Origin of the sequence: Streptomyces sp. SID486 (assembly GCF_009865385.1) — a bacterium.
Taxonomy (GTDB): domain Bacteria; phylum Actinomycetota; class Actinomycetes; order Streptomycetales; family Streptomycetaceae; genus Streptomyces.
In genome coordinates this window covers 1-17,299 of record NZ_WWJT01000574.1, presented here as the reverse complement: position 1 = coordinate 17,299, position 17,299 = coordinate 1, and the positions used below count along the sequence as shown (strand labels likewise).

The 17,299-nt window shown below is 72.9% G+C and carries 13 protein-coding genes and 1 rRNA gene; 8 read left to right on the top strand and 6 right to left on the bottom strand.

Annotated features, from left to right (window positions below):
* Window positions 1-165, bottom strand: a 16S ribosomal RNA gene (locus tag GT045_RS26825); the annotation flags it as partial.
* 111 nt (window positions 166-276) lie between these two features.
* On the opposite strand from GT045_RS26825, the gene GT045_RS26820 reads away from it, so the two are divergent.
* From GT045_RS26820 to ptsP, 3 genes are all read left to right on the top strand, one after another.
* Window positions 277-465: a hypothetical protein gene (locus GT045_RS26820; RefSeq protein ID WP_202516182.1), complete on the top strand. Its 189-nt coding sequence runs from the start codon at window positions 277-279 to the stop codon at window positions 463-465.
* Between the two features lie 253 nt (window positions 466-718).
* Entirely contained in the window at window positions 719-1,168 is a 450-nt protein-coding gene (locus GT045_RS26815; RefSeq protein ID WP_161335739.1) for a PTS glucose transporter subunit IIA, read from the top strand.
* 74 nt (window positions 1,169-1,242) lie between these two features.
* On the top strand, window positions 1,243-2,913 hold the full coding sequence (gene ptsP, locus GT045_RS26810; protein ID WP_161295470.1) for a phosphoenolpyruvate--protein phosphotransferase: 1,671 nt from the start codon (window positions 1,243-1,245) through the stop codon (window positions 2,911-2,913).
* 91 nt (window positions 2,914-3,004) lie between these two features.
* On the opposite strand, the gene GT045_RS26805 is transcribed toward ptsP, so the two are convergent.
* Together GT045_RS26805 and GT045_RS26800 are read right to left on the bottom strand one after the other, a co-directional pair.
* Window positions 3,005-3,898: a hypothetical protein gene (locus GT045_RS26805; RefSeq protein ID WP_161335738.1), complete on the bottom strand. Its 894-nt coding sequence runs from the start codon at window positions 3,896-3,898 to the stop codon at window positions 3,005-3,007.
* 222 nt (window positions 3,899-4,120) lie between these two features.
* Window positions 4,121-6,088, bottom strand: a complete 1,968-nt coding sequence (locus GT045_RS26800) for an acetoacetate--CoA ligase (protein WP_161335737.1) — start codon at window positions 6,086-6,088, stop codon at window positions 4,121-4,123.
* Window positions 6,089-6,302: 214 nt separating this feature from the next.
* On the opposite strand from GT045_RS26800, the gene GT045_RS26795 reads away from it, so the two are divergent.
* The gene (locus GT045_RS26795; protein ID WP_202529065.1) at window positions 6,303-8,663 is read left to right on the top strand and encodes a glycoside hydrolase family 31 protein; all 2,361 of its coding nucleotides are present in this window, start codon (window positions 6,303-6,305) and stop codon (window positions 8,661-8,663) included.
* Between the two features lie 117 nt (window positions 8,664-8,780).
* Here the strand turns inward: GT045_RS26795 and GT045_RS26790 are convergent, their stop codons facing one another.
* A complete protein-coding gene (locus GT045_RS26790) occupies window positions 8,781-9,317 on the bottom strand; it encodes an NUDIX domain-containing protein (protein WP_161335736.1) in 537 nt (178 codons plus the stop codon).
* A 223-nt stretch (window positions 9,318-9,540) separates the two neighbouring features.
* On the opposite strand from GT045_RS26790, the gene GT045_RS26785 reads away from it, so the two are divergent.
* The 4 genes from GT045_RS26785 to GT045_RS26770 all read left to right on the top strand — a co-directional run bounded on the left by GT045_RS26785 (window position 9,541) and on the right by GT045_RS26770 (window position 14,496).
* Window positions 9,541-9,987, top strand: a complete 447-nt coding sequence (locus tag GT045_RS26785) for a zinc ribbon domain-containing protein (RefSeq protein ID WP_161335735.1) — start codon at window positions 9,541-9,543, stop codon at window positions 9,985-9,987.
* A complete protein-coding gene (locus GT045_RS26780) occupies window positions 9,984-11,174 on the top strand; it encodes a lipid-transfer protein (RefSeq protein ID WP_161335734.1) in 1,191 nt (396 codons plus the stop codon). Before GT045_RS26785 ends, GT045_RS26780 begins: the two co-directional genes overlap by 4 nt.
* A gap of 133 nt (window positions 11,175-11,307) precedes the next feature.
* Complete coding sequence (locus GT045_RS26775; RefSeq protein ID WP_161335733.1) at window positions 11,308-12,963, top strand: GGDEF domain-containing protein; 1,656 nt, start codon at window positions 11,308-11,310, stop codon at window positions 12,961-12,963.
* A 438-nt stretch (window positions 12,964-13,401) separates the two neighbouring features.
* Window positions 13,402-14,496: an FGGY family carbohydrate kinase gene (locus tag GT045_RS26770; RefSeq protein ID WP_161335732.1), complete on the top strand. Its 1,095-nt coding sequence runs from the start codon at window positions 13,402-13,404 to the stop codon at window positions 14,494-14,496.
* Between the two features lie 116 nt (window positions 14,497-14,612).
* Here the strand turns inward: GT045_RS26770 and GT045_RS26765 are convergent, their stop codons facing one another.
* A complete protein-coding gene (locus GT045_RS26765; protein ID WP_161335731.1) occupies window positions 14,613-15,215 on the bottom strand; it encodes an ATP/GTP-binding protein in 603 nt (200 codons plus the stop codon).
* The coding region (locus GT045_RS26760) for a hydantoinase B/oxoprolinase family protein (RefSeq protein ID WP_202529064.1) at window positions 15,196-17,299 on the bottom strand (2,104 nt) is incomplete at its 5' end. The genes GT045_RS26760 and GT045_RS26765, both read right to left, overlap by 20 nt.

Sequence of the window (17,299 nt, the reverse complement as noted above, 5' to 3'; positions counted from 1 at the left end):
TATTAGACCCCGTTTCCAGGGCTTGTCCCAGAGTGAAGGGCAGATTGCCCACGTGTTACTCACCCGTTCGCCACTAATCCCCACCGAAGTGGTTCATCGTTCGACTTGCATGTGTTAAGCACGCCGCCAGCGTTCGTCCTGAGCCAGGATCAAACTCTCCGTGAATGTTTTCCCGTAATCGGGACGACACCACGATGAGCGGAACAGTCAGGCGGAATAGGCCCGACCGTTCTCAGCGTCCTCGCTGTGTTTTTTCAAAGGAACCTCGCCCCGATCATGATGACCGGAGACGGGGTATCAACATATCTGGCGTTGATTTTTGGCACGCTGTTGAGTTCTCAAGGAACGGTCGCTTCCTTTGTACTCACCCTCTCGGGCTTTCCTCCGGGCTTCCCTTCGGTGTTTCAAACTCTATCAGGGTTTTTCCGTCTCTCTGACCACTCTCCTGCGGACATGCAGAAGTGATCCCGAGATAGGATCTGACGAGTTTGAGTGCTGCTGAGTGGAGTCGCTTTCGCGTCGCTCCGTCCCAAGCAGGAGTACGACTGTACACGCGGCCTCGGAGACCGTGCAAATCCATGGGGTTGGTGGTCTAGACCACCTGCTGGTAGGTTCCATACGGAACCGCCACTTCCTTTGACATACGCTGCTGCTCAGTGCGCCGTCAGGGACAGGCAGTGGCGGCCCTACCTGCAGCTCCACTCCTGGGAGGCTTCCCATGACCACCGTGACGTCCCCGCTCGCCGGACGGGCCATCGGACTGGCCGCAGTGCCGGATCCGGTCTTCTCCGGGGCCATGGTCGGCCCGGGTACCGCCATCGACCCCGTACGTGAGGCCTCCGAGGCCGTGTCGCCCGTGGACGGCGTCATCGTCTCCCTGCACCCGCACGCCTTCGTCGTGGTCGACGACAATGGGCACGGCGTGCTCACCCACCTCGGCATCGACACCGTGCAGCTCAACGGCGAGGGCTTCGAGCTGCTCGTCAACAAGGGGGACACCGTCACCCGCGGCCAGGCCGTCGTGCGCTGGAACCCCGCCGCCGTCGAAGCCGCCGGCAAGTCCCCGGTGTGCCCGATCGTCGCCCTCGAGGCCACCGCCGAGGCTCTCTCCGACCTCCGTGACAGCGGTGACGTGACGACCGGCGACAGCCTCTTCTCCTGGAACTGACGGGAGTGCCGCCGCAGGGCGGCCCACAGGACAACCACCGCGGCGGGTTCCGCCGCACTAGCGGAGACGGTGAGATGGAGACAACGCTGCGAGGCGTCGGCGTGAGCCATGGCGTGGCGATCGGCGAGGTTCGGCACATGGGTACGGCGGTGCTGGAGCCGCCGGCCAAGCAGATCCCCACCGAGGACGCCGAGCGCGAGCAGGGGCGGGCCCGCCAGGCGGTGGACGCCGTGGCCGCCGACCTGACGGCACGCGGCAATCTGGCGGGGGGCGAGGCCCAGGCCGTGCTGGAGGCGCAGGCCATGATGGCCCAGGACCCCGAGCTGATGGCCGACGTGGACCGGCGGATCGCCGTCGGCAGCACCGCCGAGCGCGCCGTGTACGACGCCTTCGCCGCGTACCGGGAGCTGCTGGCGGGCGCCGGCGAGTACCTCGCGGGGCGCGTGGCAGACCTCGACGACGTGCGGAACCGTATCGTCGCCCGGCTGCTGGGCGTTCCGATGCCGGGTGTCCCGGACAGTGACCAGCCCTATGTGCTCGTGGCGCGGGACCTGGCTCCCGCCGACACGGCGCTGCTCGACCCCTCGCTGGTCCTCGGTTTCGTGACCGAGGAGGGCGGTCCGACCAGTCACAGCGCCATCCTGGCGCGGGCGCTGGGAGTACCGGCCGTCGTGGCGCTGCCGGGCGCCGGTGAGCTGGCCGAGGGCACGTTGATCGCCGTGGACGGCAGCACCGGCGACGTCTTCGTGAACCCGAGCGAGGAGAAGAAGGCCCGGCTGGAGGCCGCGGCTGCCGAGCGCAAGGCCGCGCTGGCCGCCGCGACGGGGCCCGGGGCGACCGCGGACGGGCACAAGATGCCGCTGCTGGCCAACGTGGGCGGCCCGGCGGACGTGCCGGCCGCGGTCGAGGCGGGTGCCGAGGGTGTCGGGCTGTTCCGTACCGAGTTCCTGTTCCTGGACGACAGCAAGAACGCTCCTTCCGAGGAGAAGCAGGTGCACGCCTACCGGCAGGTGCTGGAGGCGTTCCCCGAGGGCCGTGTGGTCGTGCGGGTGCTGGACGCGGGTGCGGACAAGCCGCTGGACTTCCTGACCCCGGCGGACGAGCCGAACCCCGCGCTGGGTGTGCGGGGGCTGCGGACGCTGCTCGACCACCCCGAGGTGCTGCGCACCCAGCTGACGGCGCTGGCGAAGGCCGCCGAGGGGCTCCCCGTCTACCTTGAGGTGATGGCGCCCATGGTGGCGGACCGCAGGGACGCGAAGGCGTTCGCGGACGCCTGCCGGGAGGCCGGGCTGCGGGCCAAGTTCGGCGCGATGGTCGAGATTCCGTCAGCCGCGCTGCGGGCGCGCTCGATCCTGCAGGAGGTCGAGTTCCTGTCGCTGGGGACCAACGACCTCGCGCAGTACACGTTCGCGGCGGACCGTCAGGTGGGGGCGGTCTCCCGCCTGCAGGACCCGTGGCAGCCCGCTCTGCTCGACCTCGTCGCGCTGTCCGCGGAGGCGGCCAGGGCCGAGGGGAAGAGCTGCGGGGTGTGCGGCGAGGCCGCATCCGATCCGCTGCTGGCGTGTGTGCTGACCGGTCTGGGTGTCACCTCCCTGTCCATGGGTTCGGCGTCGATCCCGTATGTCAGGGCCGCGCTGGCGAAGTACACGCTGGCGCAGTGCGAGCGGGCCGCGGCGGCGGCGCGTGCGGCGGACAGTGCCGAGGAGGCGCGCGGCGCGGCTCAGGCGGTGCTGTCGGGCGAGTAGCCGTACCGGCGCCTGCGGGTGCGCCGGGTCAGGGGCGTCCTGCTTTCGGGCAGGACGCCCCTGGTGCGTTCCCGGGGCGTGGTGCCGGCCGTCAGTGGCGGTGCTCCGGTGCTGTGCTCGCGTCTCCGAGGTCGGGCGGCTCGCGGTAGTCGACGCCGGGCTCGGGCGGGACGAGGTCTCCGGTCTCGGCGTCGGTGCAGTAGGCGTCGAAGACCTCGGCCGCTGTCAGGGGTTCGAGGGCGCCTGCGCGCAGTCGCCAGCCGTAGACCCGGTCGGCCGCTCCGGCGGCGCTGGTGCGCATGACGAGTCCGCCGGGGCTGCGGGTGGCGAGGCCGAGGGCGAGCACGCTGGTGAACTCGAGGGCCTCCGCCTCGTCCAGGCGGGTCGCGCCGTGCGGGTCCTGGTCGCCGTGCAGGACGGAGACGAGGGTGTCCGGGGCGCCGGAGACGGTGCAGACGAGGTGCCGGTCGCCGGGCGGTGCGGTGTCGAGGATGCCGGTGAGGAGGCTGGCGGCGCGGGTGAAGGCGGCACGGCCGATGTCCTCGCCGCAGGTGGCGCAGGGGCCGAGGCGGGTCAGGAGGGTGGTGGTGTACTCCCAGGTGGCCTGGCGGACGGCTTCGTCCACGAGGGCGGGCAGGAGGGTGGCGAGGGGGCGGCCGTCGTAGGGGATGGTGGGGCCGGTGGCGGCGAGTTCGGCGGTGAACCGGGTCCGGCTTGCCGGGGCTTCCGGGTCGATGCCGGTGTCCGCGCAGTACGCGGCGTAGTCCTCGGGGTCGAACAGGGCGAGTGTGGTGTGGGTGCCCTGTGCGGCGCGGGCCCTGAGGACCGTCTCCAGCTGGTGGAGGTAGGTCTCGTGGTCGTCGAAGGTGAAGCTGCGGTAGCGCCGCATGGAGCGGAAGTCGTGGTCGTCGGTGAGGATGCCGATGGTGCCGGCGATCTCGCGGCGCAGGACGCGTCGCATGGTCCGGTGGTCGGTGTGCGCCATGTTTTCCCCCAGTGCGCAGTCGATCAGTGCTCACTCACCGTAACCGGCGGCACTGACAACGACTGTCCCAGGTTCGGCCGCAGGTCGGCCCGGGTGGCCTGTCTGTGCTGGTCATGGGTGGTTTCGGGGGAGAGGCGCGGAGGCGGTCCCGGATGCCGTTGCCGGGTAGGCGTGGGGCCGGGACCGTGTGCGCAGGGTGTTCTTCCGGTGGGGCGGACGGTGTCAGCCGCGTTCGCGGGCGAGTTCCTGGAAGAAGTGGAGCAGGCCGAGGTCGTCGATGGAGCCCGGGTTGACCGCCTTCTCCAGTGGTGTGCCCTGGAGGAGCCGCTTGACCGGGACTTCGATGCGTTTGCCGGTGAGGGTGTGGGGGATGCCGGGCACTTCGATGATCTCGTCGGGAACGTGGCGTGGCGAGAGCTGTTCACGGATGGTCCGCTTGACTCGGTCCAGGAGTTCCTCGTCCAGGGCGGCTCCCGGTGCGAGGCGGACGAAGAGCGGCATCCAGTAGCCGCCGTCGGGCTGTTCGACGCCGATGACGAGGGATTCCCTGATCTCGGGCAGGCGCTCGACGACCTCGTAGATGTCGGCGGAGCCCATGCGCACGCCCTGGCGGTTCAGGGTGGAGTCGGAGCGGCCGTGGATGATCACGGTGCCGCGTGAGGTGAGGGTGATCCAGTCGCCGTGGCGCCAGGCGCCGGGGTAGGTGTCGAAGTAGCTGGCGTGGTAGCGGCTGCCGTCGGGGTCGTTCCAGAAGTGGATCGGCATGGACGGCATGGGGTTGGTGACGACCAGCTCGCCGACCTCGTCCACGAGGGGTTTTCCGCTGGGGTCCCAGGACTGCAGGTCGGTGCCCAGGCCGGGCGCCTGGAGTTCGCCGGTGTACACCGGCAGCGTGGGTACGCCGCCGGCGAAGCAGGAGCAGACGTCGGTGCCGCCGCTGACGGAGGCGATCCACAGGTCGTCGCGGACCTCGTCGTGCAGCCAGCGGAAGCCGTCGGGCGGCAGCGGCGAGCCGGTGGTGGCGACGCACTTGACGCTGGTCAGGTCGTGGTCGCGGCCGGGGTGGACACCGGCCTTGCGGCAGGCCATGACGTAGGCGGCGGAGGTGCCGTAGACGGTGGCCCGGGTGCGCTCGGCGATGCGCCACTGGGCTCCCGTGTCCGGGTATCCGGGGCTGCCGTCGTACAGGACGATCGTGGTCCCGGTGAGCAGGCCGGAGACGAGGAAGTTCCACATCATCCAGCCGGTCGAGGTGTACCAGAAGAAGCGGTCCCCGGGGCCGAGGTCGCAGTGCAGGCCGAGCTGCTTGAGGTGTTCGACCAGGATGCCGCCCTGGGACTGGACGATGGCCTTGGGCAGGCCGGTCGTGCCGGAGGAGTACAGGACCCACAGCGGGTGGTCGAAGGGGACCTGTTCGAAGACCGGCTCGGCGTCCCCGGACGTGAGCGCCGACCATTCCAGTGCGCCCTCCGGGGCGTCGGTGCCCAGCAGCGGGATGTGGACGACGGCGCGCAGGGTGGGCAGCTCCCGGCGCAGCTCGGCGACGATCTCGCGGCGGTCGTGTTCCTTGCCGCCGTAGCGGTAGCCGTCGACGGTGAACAGGACGACCGGTTCGACCTGCTGGAAGCGGTCGAGGACGCTGCGGGCGCCGAAGTCGGGGGCGCAGGAGGTCCAGACGGCGCCGACGGCGGCCGAGGCGAGGAGGGCGACGACGGCCTGGGGGATGTTGGGGAGGTAGCCGCTGACGCGGTCGCCGGGGCGTACGCCGAGCGCGCGGAGTTCCGCGGCGAGGGAGCCGACCTGGCGGCTCAGCTCGGACCAGGTGACCGGGCGCGGCTCGTGGGTCTCGTCCACGTACAGCAGGGCGGGCTCGTCGGCGCGGTCGGCCGTGGCGCGCAGGGCGTGCTCGGCGTAGTTGAGGGTGGCGCCGGGGAACCACCGGGCGCCGGGCATGGCGCGGTCACCGAGGACGCGTGTGCAGGGCGTCGAGAACCGTACGCCGAACCACTCGGTGACGGCTGTCCAGAAGGTCTCCAGCTCGTCGACGGACCACCGGTGCAGGGCCGGGTAGCCGCCCTCGGCCGGAGCGCCGTGGTGCTCGGCGGCCCATGCCTGGAACTGGGTGATGCGGGCCTGGGCGATCCGCTCGGGATCGGGCTGCCAGAGCGGCTGGGGGTTCGCGGTCGACATGGGAGGCTCCCGGGCTGTACGCGTCGTGGGCGTCGGTCCGCGCACGCTGCTGGGGTGTGCGCGTGACGCGGCTGACAGGGACGATGCCATGTGATCGACTTCTGCACCAGGGTGTGCCCCACATAGTCCACGTCATGAAGATGTGGTCGCGGCACGGGTGAACGGCAGTTGAACGACACCCGCGGGCGGGGCGCTCGGTGGCAGGGTGAGCAGCATGGACGGTCGTGACCTGGTGCGTTCGGTGAGTGTGGTCGGTTCGGGGTGGGCGGGGCTGGGGTTGCGTACCGTACGGGCCGCGTGGCGCCGGAAGCGTATCGACGCGGCGGGGCTGCCGCGCCGGGGGCCCGAGCGGGCCCGGGTGCCGGGGCAGGTGCAGGGCGTGGAGCCGGGTCCGGGCGGGGGTCTGATCCGGTTCGGCCGCTCCGAGCTGCGCATCGTCGTCGCGGTGAACGGAGCGGTCTTCTGGGGGTGGGACGGGGCGGGCCCGCAGCCGTCGTACGCACTGGCGGGGGGTGGTCCCGAGCCGGATCCCCGGGCGGTGCTGGAGCCCGACAAGGACGGCGGCTGGCGGGTGGTGGCCGAGCGGGTGACCGTGGTCGTGTCGCGGCACGGTGCGGTGCAGGTGTGCACGCCGGGCGGGGTGGTGCTGCGGCGGGAGCTGCCGCCGCGCTGGTGGGAGCCGGTCGGCGGGGGCGCGGCGCGCTGGATGCAGCGGTCGGAGGTGGCGGCGGACGCCCGGTTCTTCGGGCTGGGCGGGCGTGCGGGCGGACCACGGCTGCGCGACGGCGTGTACCGGCTGTGGAACGCCGATGCCGGCCGTGCGTCCGGGGCCGGGGACGATCCGCTGTATCTGACGATGCCGGTGCAGCTGGTGGTGGCGGACGCGGGCACGCACCTGGTGTTCCATGACACCACCTGGGACGGCTCGGTGGTGCTGCGGGAGGGTGCGGAGGGTGCCGGGTCCGGGCACGACCGGGCGGGGCACTGCGAGGTGCGCATGGACGGGGGGCCGCTGCGCTGCTGGGTGATGGTGGGCACTCCCGCGCGCGTGCTGCACACGTGGGCGTCGCTGGCCGGGGCGCCGGCGCTGCCGCCTGCGTGGGCGCTGGGGCATCATCACGCGCGGTGGGGCTGCGGCGACGAGCAGGAGGTGCGCCGGGTCGTCGCGGGGTATCAGGAGCGTGGTCTGCCGCTGGACGCCGTCCACCTCGGTGTCGGTCACCATGACGAGCGCCGGGTGTTCACCGTCGACCAGGAGCGGTTCCCGAAGCTGCCGGTGCTGGCGGAGGAGCTGCGCCGGGACGGCATCAGGCTGGTGTCGGTCGTCGATCCGGCCGTGCGGGCGGTGCCGGGTGACGCCGTGTTCGAGAGCGGTTCGGCCGTGGACGCGTTCGTCCGGGACGCGCAGGGCCGTACGGTCGGGGGCGTCGGGCGGGCCGGGGAGTCGGTCTTCCCGGATTTCACGGACGCGCGCGTGCGCGCGTGGTGGGGTGCGCTCTACGGGGAGCGGCTGGGGCAGGGTTTCGCGGGGTTCTGGCATGACATGAACGAGCCGACGTCGTTCGGTGCCTTCGGTGAACCGACGTTGCCGCGCTCGGCCCGGCACGCGCTGGAGGGGCGCGGCGGTGATCACCGTGAGGCGCACAACGTGTATGCGCTGTGCATGGCTCGGGCGGCCTGCGAAGGTCTGCGGGAGCTGGCGCCCCGGGAGCGGCCGTTCGTGTTCTCCCGCTCGGGGTGGGCGGGCCTGCAGCGGTACGGCGGCACGTGGTCGGGGGACGTGGCGACGGGCTGGCCGGGGCTGCGGGCGTCGCTGTCGCTGGTGTTGGGGCTCGGCCTGTGCGGGGTGCCGTACTCGGGTCCGGACGTGGGGGGTGTCGACGGCGGCCCGTCACCGGAGCTGTATCTGCGGTGGCTGCAGCTGGGCGCCTATCTGCCGTTGTTCCGCACGCACGCGGGTCCCCCGGCGGGGCTCGGAGAGCCCTGGGAGTTCGGTGCCGAGGTGCTGGAGCACGCGCGCGGGGCGCTGCTCGAACGCCGTCGGCTGCTGCCGTACTTCGTGACGCTGTCGCATCTGGCCCGGCGGACCGGGGCGCCCTATGTGCGGCCCCTGTGGTGGGGGGCGCCGGAGGACCGGGCTCTGCGTGACTGCGAGGACGCGTTTCTGCTGGGCGACAGCCTCCTGGTGGCTCCGGTGCTGGACCCCGGTGCCGGGCGGCGGGCGGTGCGCCTGCCGCGGGGCCGCTGGTACGACACGGTGACGGAAGAGACTCACGAGGGGCCCGGGCGGGTTGTCGTCGACGCGCCGCTGTCCCGGGTGCCGGTGTTCGCGCGCGCGGGGGCGGTGCTGCCCGTGACGGGCGCCGACGGCGGGCTGGAGCTGGAGGTGTGGGCGCCCGCGCACGGGCGGACCGGGGGCGGTCTGGTGGTGCCGGACGCGGGCGACGGGTGGGAGGAACCGGAGATCGAGCGCTATGCGGCCCGCCGGCAGGGCGGGCGGGTGGTGGTCACCCGCGAGGTGGAGGGCGGAGGGACGGAGCCGCCCCGTCCGGTGCGGGTGCGGGGGCTCGGCTGAGCCGCCCGGCTCAGCCGTGCCGTCCGGTGCGGGTGGGGGGCTCGGCTGCTGCGCCGCCCGGCTGAGACGTACCGTCCGGTGCGGGTGCGGGTGCGGGGCTCGGCTGAGCCGCCCGGCTCAGACGTAGCGGCCCTCGAACCACGCCTTGGCGGCCAGCGTGTGGAGGGGGAAGGCGAGTTCCTCGGGCCTGCGCAGCAGGTGCCAGCCCTCCGTCTCGTCCGTGGGCCCGGCGGCCGGCAGTCCGTCCGCAGGGCGTTCCGGCAGGAGTCCGAACAGCAGCAGGTGTCCGTCGGATGAGCTCATGGCGTCGACGAGCCGGACGTCGCGGACGGCGGCGTCGATGCCGGTCTCTTCCCTGAGTTCGCGCACGACGGCCTGTTTCCAGTCCTCGCCGTCGTCGATGTAGCCGCCGGGCAGAGCCACGCCTCCGCGCGCGGGGGCGATGGTCCGGGTGATGACGACCAGGGCCGTGCCCTTGGTGTCGTACACGGGCTGGAGTGCGACCGCCACCGGCAGGGGGTTGCGGTAGGTGACGGTTCCGCAGGACGGGCAGGTGCGCGGCCAGCCGGAGATGCCCTCTCCATAGGGCGCTCCGCAGTGCGAACAGTAAGAGTTCGCCGCAGAGTTGACAGTTGGGTGCTGAGTTTCGGACACGCGCGGACTGTATCCGATCAGGGGAGGGCCGTGTTCCGGTGGCGAGGTGTCAGGAACGAGCGGCGTGGGAGGGGCGGCCGGAATCACCCCCGTCGGTCCCGGCCGCCTCTCGTGTACCACGACGCCGTCCGGGGTCGTTCGGTTCACAGATTTCGCCTGCTCATTTACGGTTGCCTGTGGCACACTTCTGACGCTCTGTCAGATCGCTTCCCGGGGAGGGACTTTGCCGGACAGACGCAAGCCCGCGGTCGCCGACTGGTTCACCGGTGAGGGTGACGGCTTCCGCCTCCTGGGCACTCGCTGCACGGCCTGCGCCACGGTCTTCTTCCCGCGTGAGGACGTCCATTGCCGCAATCCGCACTGCGCGGGCGGCCCCCTGGAGGAAGTGCCGTTGTCACGAAGGGGTCGTGTCTGGTCGTACACGGACAGCCGGTACCGCCCGCCGTCACCCTATGTGAGTAACCCGGAACTTCCGTGGGATCCGTACGCGTTGATCGCGGTGGAGCTGGCGGCCGAACGGCTCGTGGTGCTGGGACAGGCGGCCCCTGGTGTCACCGTCGCCGATCTGAGGGTCGGCATGGAGGTGGAGGCCGTCCCCGGAGTGCTGCACGAGGACACGGAGACGACCTGGACGATCTGGCACTGGCGGCCCACGGGGGTGACGGCATGACGACGGACGTGGCGGTGCTCGGCGCGGGCATGCATCCCTGGGGCAAGTGGGGCCGCGGCTTCATCGAGTACGGGGCGGCGGCGGCCCGCGCGGCTCTCGCCGACGCGGGTGTCGACTGGCGGGACGTCGGCTCCGTCGTGGGCGCGGACACGGTGCGCGGCGGATATCCCGGCTATGTCGCGGGGGCGAGCTTCGCCAGGGCCCTGGGCTGGCAGGGGGCCCGGGTGACCAGCGTGTACGCGGCGTGCGCGTCGGGGGCCCAGGCCGTCTCCGCCGCGCGGGCGCAGATCCTCGCCGGCCTCGCGGACGTCGTCCTGGTGGTGGGCGCGGACGCCGCCCCCAAGGGCTTCTTCCGGCCCGCGGGCGGGGAGCGACCCGACGATCCGGACTGGCAGCGGTTCCGTCTGCTCGGTGCGACGAACCCGGCGTACTTCGGGCTGTACGCGCGGCGGCGGATGGCCGTGCACGGGGACACTCCGGAGGACTTCGCGCTGGTCAAGGTGAAGAACGCGGCCTTCGGGGCGCTCAACCCGTACGCCCGCTACCGCAAGCGGGTCACCGCCGGGGAGGTGGCCGCCTCCGCGGTCGTCGCCGACCCGCTGCGGCTGCTGGACATCTGCGCCACCTCCGACGGCGGTGCCGCCCTGGTGCTGTCCAGCCTGGACTTCGCGCGCCGGCACGGTGTCGCCCGCCCGGTGCGGATCCGGGCGGTGTCGACGGTGACGCCCCGCTTCCCCCGCACGGTGCTGGACCTGCCGGACATCGCCACGGACTCCGCGGCCTCGGTGCCCCCCGCGGCCGAGACCTTCCGGGCGTCCATCGCCCGGGCCGCCTACGAGGAGGCGGGCGTCGGCCCCGAGGACCTGTCCCTGGCCGAGGTGTACGACCTGTCCACCGCGCTGGAGCTGCAGTGGTACGAGGACCTCGGACTGTGCGGCGAGGGCGGCGGCGCCAAGCTGCTCCGGGACGGCGTGACCGGCCCGGGCGGCCGGACACCCGTGAACACCAGCGGCGGCCTGGCCTCCTTCGGGGAAGCCGTGCCGGCCCAGGCCATCGCCCAGGTCTGTGAGCTGACCTGGCAGCTCAGAGGTGCGGCTGGGGACCGTCAGGTGGCCGGGGCACGGGTCGGTGTCACGGCCAACCAGGGACTGTTCGGGCACGGTTCCTCGGTGATCGCGGTGCGGTGAGCGGCCGCGCCGTGGGCGATGTCCTGTGAGGCGCGGCCGCGAAGCCACCCACGCTGTGTGACCGCCCCGGAATCCTGCGTGAACGTCTTATGAACTGCTCCTGGGCGGGTTCGGGCCGCGCCATCATGCTGCCGTGCACTCCTGGACGGATACTCTCCGCTTCGCCTTCCAGCCGGTGGTCAACCTGAGGACGGGCGCGGTCACCGCTGTGGAGACGCTCGCCCGCCCGGAGACCGGCGACGTGCTGGCCGAGGCCCGCCGGGATCCCGAACTGGACGGCGACCTGGCCGTGCTGGCCCTGCGTGCGGCGGCACGCAAGGAGACGCTGCTGCCCCTGCACCTGAACGTGTTCGCGGCCACGCTCGCCGACCTCGGCGGCCTCACGCCACTGCACGGCGCCGTACGCGCGGCCGGACGCATGCCCTGGGAGATCACCCTCGACATCGTCCCGCCCTACACGCACGTGCCGCAGCGGGCCCTGCTGGAGGCGGTGGCCGCGCTGCGCGAGCAGGGCTTCCGGATCAGCGCGGACGGCGTCGGGGACGGCGACGTACCGCTCAGGCTGCTCACCGACCTCTCCCCCGACCTGGTCAAGCTCGACGCCTCGCTGCTGGCCCGGCCGGCCGCCGTGCGGGCGATGCGGACGCTGTGCGAGGGACTGGGCGCCCTGGTCGGGGTGGAGGGGGTGGAGACCGAACTCCAGTGCGCGGCGGCCCTGGCGGCCGGTGCGCAGCTGGCCCAGGGCGAGCTGTTCGCGCCCCCGGCCCGGATTCCCGCGGCGGACGTGTACGTGCCGTCCCTGACCCCCGGTGCCGTGTCCGCGCCGCGCTCCGGGCCGTCGGTGCGGGAGTTCGTGCGGCCCGCCGCCGTGCTGCCGCTGACCGCCTCGGCCGGGCAGGTGCGGGCCCTGCTGACGGGCTCGCCGGAGGTCTCCGGGGTGCTGCTGGTGGACCCGGCCGGCCGGCCCGTCCGGTCCGTGCACCGTTCACGCTTCCTGCTGTCGATGTCCGGCCGCTACGGACACGCCCTCTACGCCGACCGGCCGGCCCGCAAGCTCGGCGACGCTCCCCGCACGGTCGGTGCCGACGCCACGGCCTGGGAGGTGCTGGAGGTGGTGGCGGTGGGCGACCGGGACCGGACGTCCGACGACGTGGCGGTGGTCGACGAACACGGCCGGTGCGTGGGGGTCGTACGGCTGGCCGATCTGGTGCGCGCGCTGGCCGAGAGCCGGGTCGAGGAGGCGGCCGGCCTCAACCCGCTGACCCGGCTGCCGGGTTCGGACGCGATCGTGGGCGAGGTGGGCCGGCGCATCCGCGACGGCCGGCCGTTCGCGCTCAGCTGGCTGGACATCGACCACTTCAAACAGGTCAACGACACGGCCGGGTTCGCCGTCGGCGACGAGCTGATCCGTGCGGTGGGCGGCGCGCTCCAGCGGGCGGTGGTGGGGCACGCGCGCGTGGGGCACATCGGTGGGGACGACTTCCTGGTCCTGGCCGACGAGGAGGCGTTGCCTCCGCTCGTGACGGCGGTGCTGGACTCCTCCTGGGTGGCGGCCGGCCGGCCGGTCACGCTGTCCCTGGCGACCGTCGTCTGCGGTCCGGGCAGTGTGGGCGACCATCACCAGGCCGCCGCCCAGCTCGCTGTGCTGAAGAAGGCGGCCAAGGCGCTCACCGGGGCGAGCTGGGTGCTCGGGCGCGCCGGGTTCCCCGGCCACGAGGTCCGGCGCGGCGGCCCGGGGCACCCGGCCGCGGCACCGGCCGGGCACGCGACAGCCGAGCCACGGTGGTAAGCCCCCCGCAGCGCCCCTGGCACACGCGTCCGTCGCCGCGCCCGCGCCCCGCGAGGGCGCCGCGCGGGCCGGTGTCACCGTCGCCGTCCACCACCTTGACGCCCCCGGGACGCCGGTGAACACTTCCCGGTGTCAGCCCGCATCGCCGTACGTTCCCGGAGTCGCCGGACACCGCGGCACGGGTCCGTCCCGCTCCACGGACCGGCTCTCCGCTGCGATCCGGCTGCGACGGCACGCTCGTCACGGACGCCGGGCGGGGCGCGGGTTCCTCCCTGCCTTCGGCTGAAGTCACCAAGGGAACCGTCCGCCCACGACCGCCGGGCACCGCCGCCCCGGCTTCCGCCACCACGGCCCCCGTCCACCCCCGTCCACCCCCGTCCATGTCCACCCCGGCAACCCACAGGGCTCCCGTCCATCCCCAGCGACCCAGGGACAGCCATGACGGACACCGCCGGCACGTACGTCGCCGCCATCGACCAGGGCACCACGTCCAGCCGTTGCGCCGTCTTCGACCACAGCGGCGCGATCGTCGCCGTCGACCGGCGCGAACACCGGCAGATCCGTCCCCGGCCGGGCTGGGTGGAGCACGACGCCGCCGAGATCTGGTCCAAGGTGCAGGCCGTGGTCGCCGGCGCGCTCGCCCGGGCGGGGCTGCGGGCCGACCGGCTGAGCGCCCTCGGCATCACCAACCAGCGGGATACGACGGTCCTGTGGGACCGCGCCACCGGCAAGCCCGTGCACAACGCCCTCGTCCGGCAGGACACCCGCACCGCGGCGCTCTGCGACGAGCTGGGCGGCGCGGACGGCGAGGACCGGTTCCGCGAGCTGACCGGCCTGTCCCTGGCCGCCTGCCGCGCGGGCCCCAAGGCGGCCTGGCTGCTGGACCACGTGCCCGGCCTGCGCCGGCGGGCCGAAAGCGGCGAGATCGCGTTCGGGACCGTCGACTCCTGGCTGATCTGGAACCTCACGGGTGGCGCCGACGGCGGCCGGCACGTCACCGGCGTCACGAACGCCGCCCGCACCATGCTGATGAACCTGGACACCCTCCGGTGGGACCCCTTCCTGCTGTCCGCGTTGAACGTGCCCGAGGCCGTGCTGCCCGAGATCAGGTCCTCCGCCGAGGTGTACGGCACCGCGGTCGGGCAGCTGTCCGGGGTTCCCGTGGCCTCGGCGCTGGTCGATCAGCAGGCCGCCCTGTTCGGGCAGACCTGGCCCGACGCGGGCACCGGCGAGAACACGCTGAAGCCCGACGGCGTCATGCCCGGCGACGCGCTGCTCGTGCGGCGCCAGGCGGACGTCCTCGGCGTGCCGGTGATCCGGCCCCGGGTGCCGGAGGCGACCTGCCTGGGGGCCGCCTGCGCGGCCGGGGTGGCCACCGGCGTGTGGCGCGACCTGGGCGAGCCGCGGCCGAACTGGCAGCGGGAGGCGCACAGGACGCCGGCGACGGAGGCGCCGGTCCGGGACCGCGAGTACCGGAACCGGCGCAGGGCCGTGGAGGGGAGCTTCGGCCGGCTCGGGGAGGGCGGGGCGTAGCGGCGCCGGGCCGGCGCACGCGCGCGTGGGCGGGAGCGTGGGCGGGGGCGGGGGCGCTCCGCACAGGACCACGGCCCGTACCCCGGTCGGCGGGGGTACGGGCCGTGTCAGACCGGTCAGCCGACGGCCTGGCGGCGGTCGGACGCGTGGTCCATCGCGTGCCGGACGAGCCCGATGAGGACCTCCTTGACCGACGCCCGGTCCCGGGCGTCACACAGCAGGACGGGCACGTCGTCGTCCAGGTCCAGTGCCTGGCGGACGGACTCGCCGGGGTAGCGGGCGGCCCCCTCGAAGCAGTTGACGCCGACGAGGAACGGGATGGAGCGCCGCTCGAAGTAGTCGATGGCCGCGAAGCAGTCCTCCAGGCGGCGGGTGTCGGCGAGCACGACCGCGCCGAGGGCACCTTCGGACAGTTCGTCCCACATGAACCAGAACCGTTCCTGCCCGGGCGTGCCGAAGAGGTAGAGCACCAGGTCCTCGCGCAGCGTGATGCGGCCGAAGTCCATGGCCACCGTGGTGGTGTGCTTGCCCTCCACTCCACTGGTGTCGTCGACGGGCCGCCCGGCCTCGGTGAGCAGTTCCTCGGTGCGCAGCGGCCTGATCTCGCTGACCGCGCCGACGAGGGTCGTCTTGCCCACGCCGAAGCCGCCGGCCACCAGGATCTTGAGCGTGACGGGCTCGACCGGGGGCTTGCCGCGCTCAGAACGCCCGAAGATCATCGATCTCTTCTCCTGCTTGATGGGTGTCGGGTGACGGTCGGCCGTAGCCGCCGCCACCGGGGGTTTCGATGACGAGTACGTCGCCGGGGCCGACGTCGGCCGAGCCGCTGGCCCCGAGGTCGGTGACCGAGCCGTCGGCCCGCTCCACCCGGTTGGCGCCGAGCGCTCCGGGGGCGCCGCCGGCCATGCCGTACGGCGGCACGCGACGGTGCTGGGAGAGCGTGGAGACGGTCATCGGTTCGAGGAACCGGATGCGGCGTACGGCGCCGTCGCCGCCGCGCCACCGGCCCGTGCCCCCGCTCCCCCGCCGGACGGCGAACTCCTCCAGCCGGACCGGCAGCCGCCACTCCAGGATCTCCGGGTCGGTGAGCCGGGAGTTGGTCATGTGGGTCTGGACCACGTCGGCGCCGGGGAAGCCGTCACCCGCGCCGGATCCGGAGGCGACGGTCTCGTAGTACTGGTGCCGCTCGTTGCCGAAGGTGACGTTGTTCATCGTCCCGGAGCCCTCGGCCTGGACGCGCAGCGCCGCGTAGAGGGCGCCGGTGATGGCCTGCGAGGTCTCGACGTTGCCCGCGACGACGGCGGCGGGCGGTTCGGGAGCGAGCATCGACCCGGGCGGGACGACGATGTCCAGGGGGCGCAGACAGCCGTCGTTGAGCGGGATGTCGTCGGCGACCAGGGTGCGGAAGACGTACAGGACGGCCGCGTCGACGACGGCGAGGGGCGCGTTGAAGTTGGTGGCGAGCCGGGCCGAGGTGCCGGTGAAGTCGATGGTCGCCCGGCGTTCGGCGCGGTCGACGCGGACACCGACCCGGATGACGGCGCCGGAGTCGGTCTCGTAGGCGTACTCGCCGTCGTCCAGGGCGTCGATGACGCGGCGGACGGCCTCCTCGGCGTTGTCCTGGACGTGCCGCATGTATGCCTGGACGACGTCGAGGCCGAACTCGGCGATCATGCGGCGGACCTCGTCGACGCCCTTGCGGTTGGCGGCGATCTGGGCGCGCAGGTCGGCCAGGTTGGTGTCCGGGTTGCGGGAGGGGTAGGGGGCCTCGGTGAGCAGCCGGCGGGTCTCCTCCTCGCGGAGGCGGCCGTCGTCGGCGAGGAGCCAGTTGTCGAAGAGGACGCCCTCCTCCTCGATGGTGCGGCTGAGGGCCGGCATGGAGCCGGGGGCGATGCCGCCGATCTCGGCGTGGTGGCCGCGTGAGGCCACGTGGAACAGGATCCGCGGTTCACCGTGCGTGTCGGACGCGTCGTCGGTGTCGAAGACGGGGGTGATCACGGTGACGTCCGGCAGATGGGTGCCGCCGTGGTACGGGTCGTTGACGGCGTAGCTGTCGCCCGGCCGCATGGCGGAGCCACGACGGCGGACGACCTCCTTGACGCTTGTTCCCATGGAGCCCAGGTGGACGGGGATGTGGGGGGCGTTCGCCACCAGGTTCCCGTCCGGGTCGAACAGGGCGCAGGAGAAGTCGAGCCGCTCCTTGATGTTGACGGACTGGGCCGTGGACTCCAGTCGCGCACCCATCTGTTCGGCGATCGACATGAAGAGGTTGTTGAAGACTTCGAGCAGGACCGGGTCGGCCTGCGTGTCGGCTTCGGAACTCTGCGTGACCGCCGTGCGTTCCATGAGCAGATGCCCGTCATCGGTCGCGGCGGCCCGCCAGCCGTCGTCCACGACGGTGGTCGCGCCGGCCTCGGTGATGATCGCGGGGCCGGGGACGGTCTCGCCGGGAGGAAGGGCCTCCCGGTCGTGGAGGGGTACGTCCCGCCAGGCGCCGCCGGTGTGGAGCCGGACGGCGCGCGGCGCGCGGGAGGCACCGGTGTACGGGGCGAGGGCGGACAGATCGGGGGGTGCGGTGATGCCGGTGGCTTCGACGGAGAGGGCTTCCACGACGACGGGTCGGTCCAGCGTGAAGGAGTACGTGGCGCGATGACGTTCTTCGAAGGCGTGCCTCATGGCGTCGGGCTCGGCCAGCTCGACGGTGAGGGTGGTGTCGGTGCCGTCGTAGCGGAGCTGGGCGCGTCGGGTGACCTGGACGCGGTCCTCCCCGGTGCCCCCGGCGGCCCCGGTGCCCCCGGCGGCC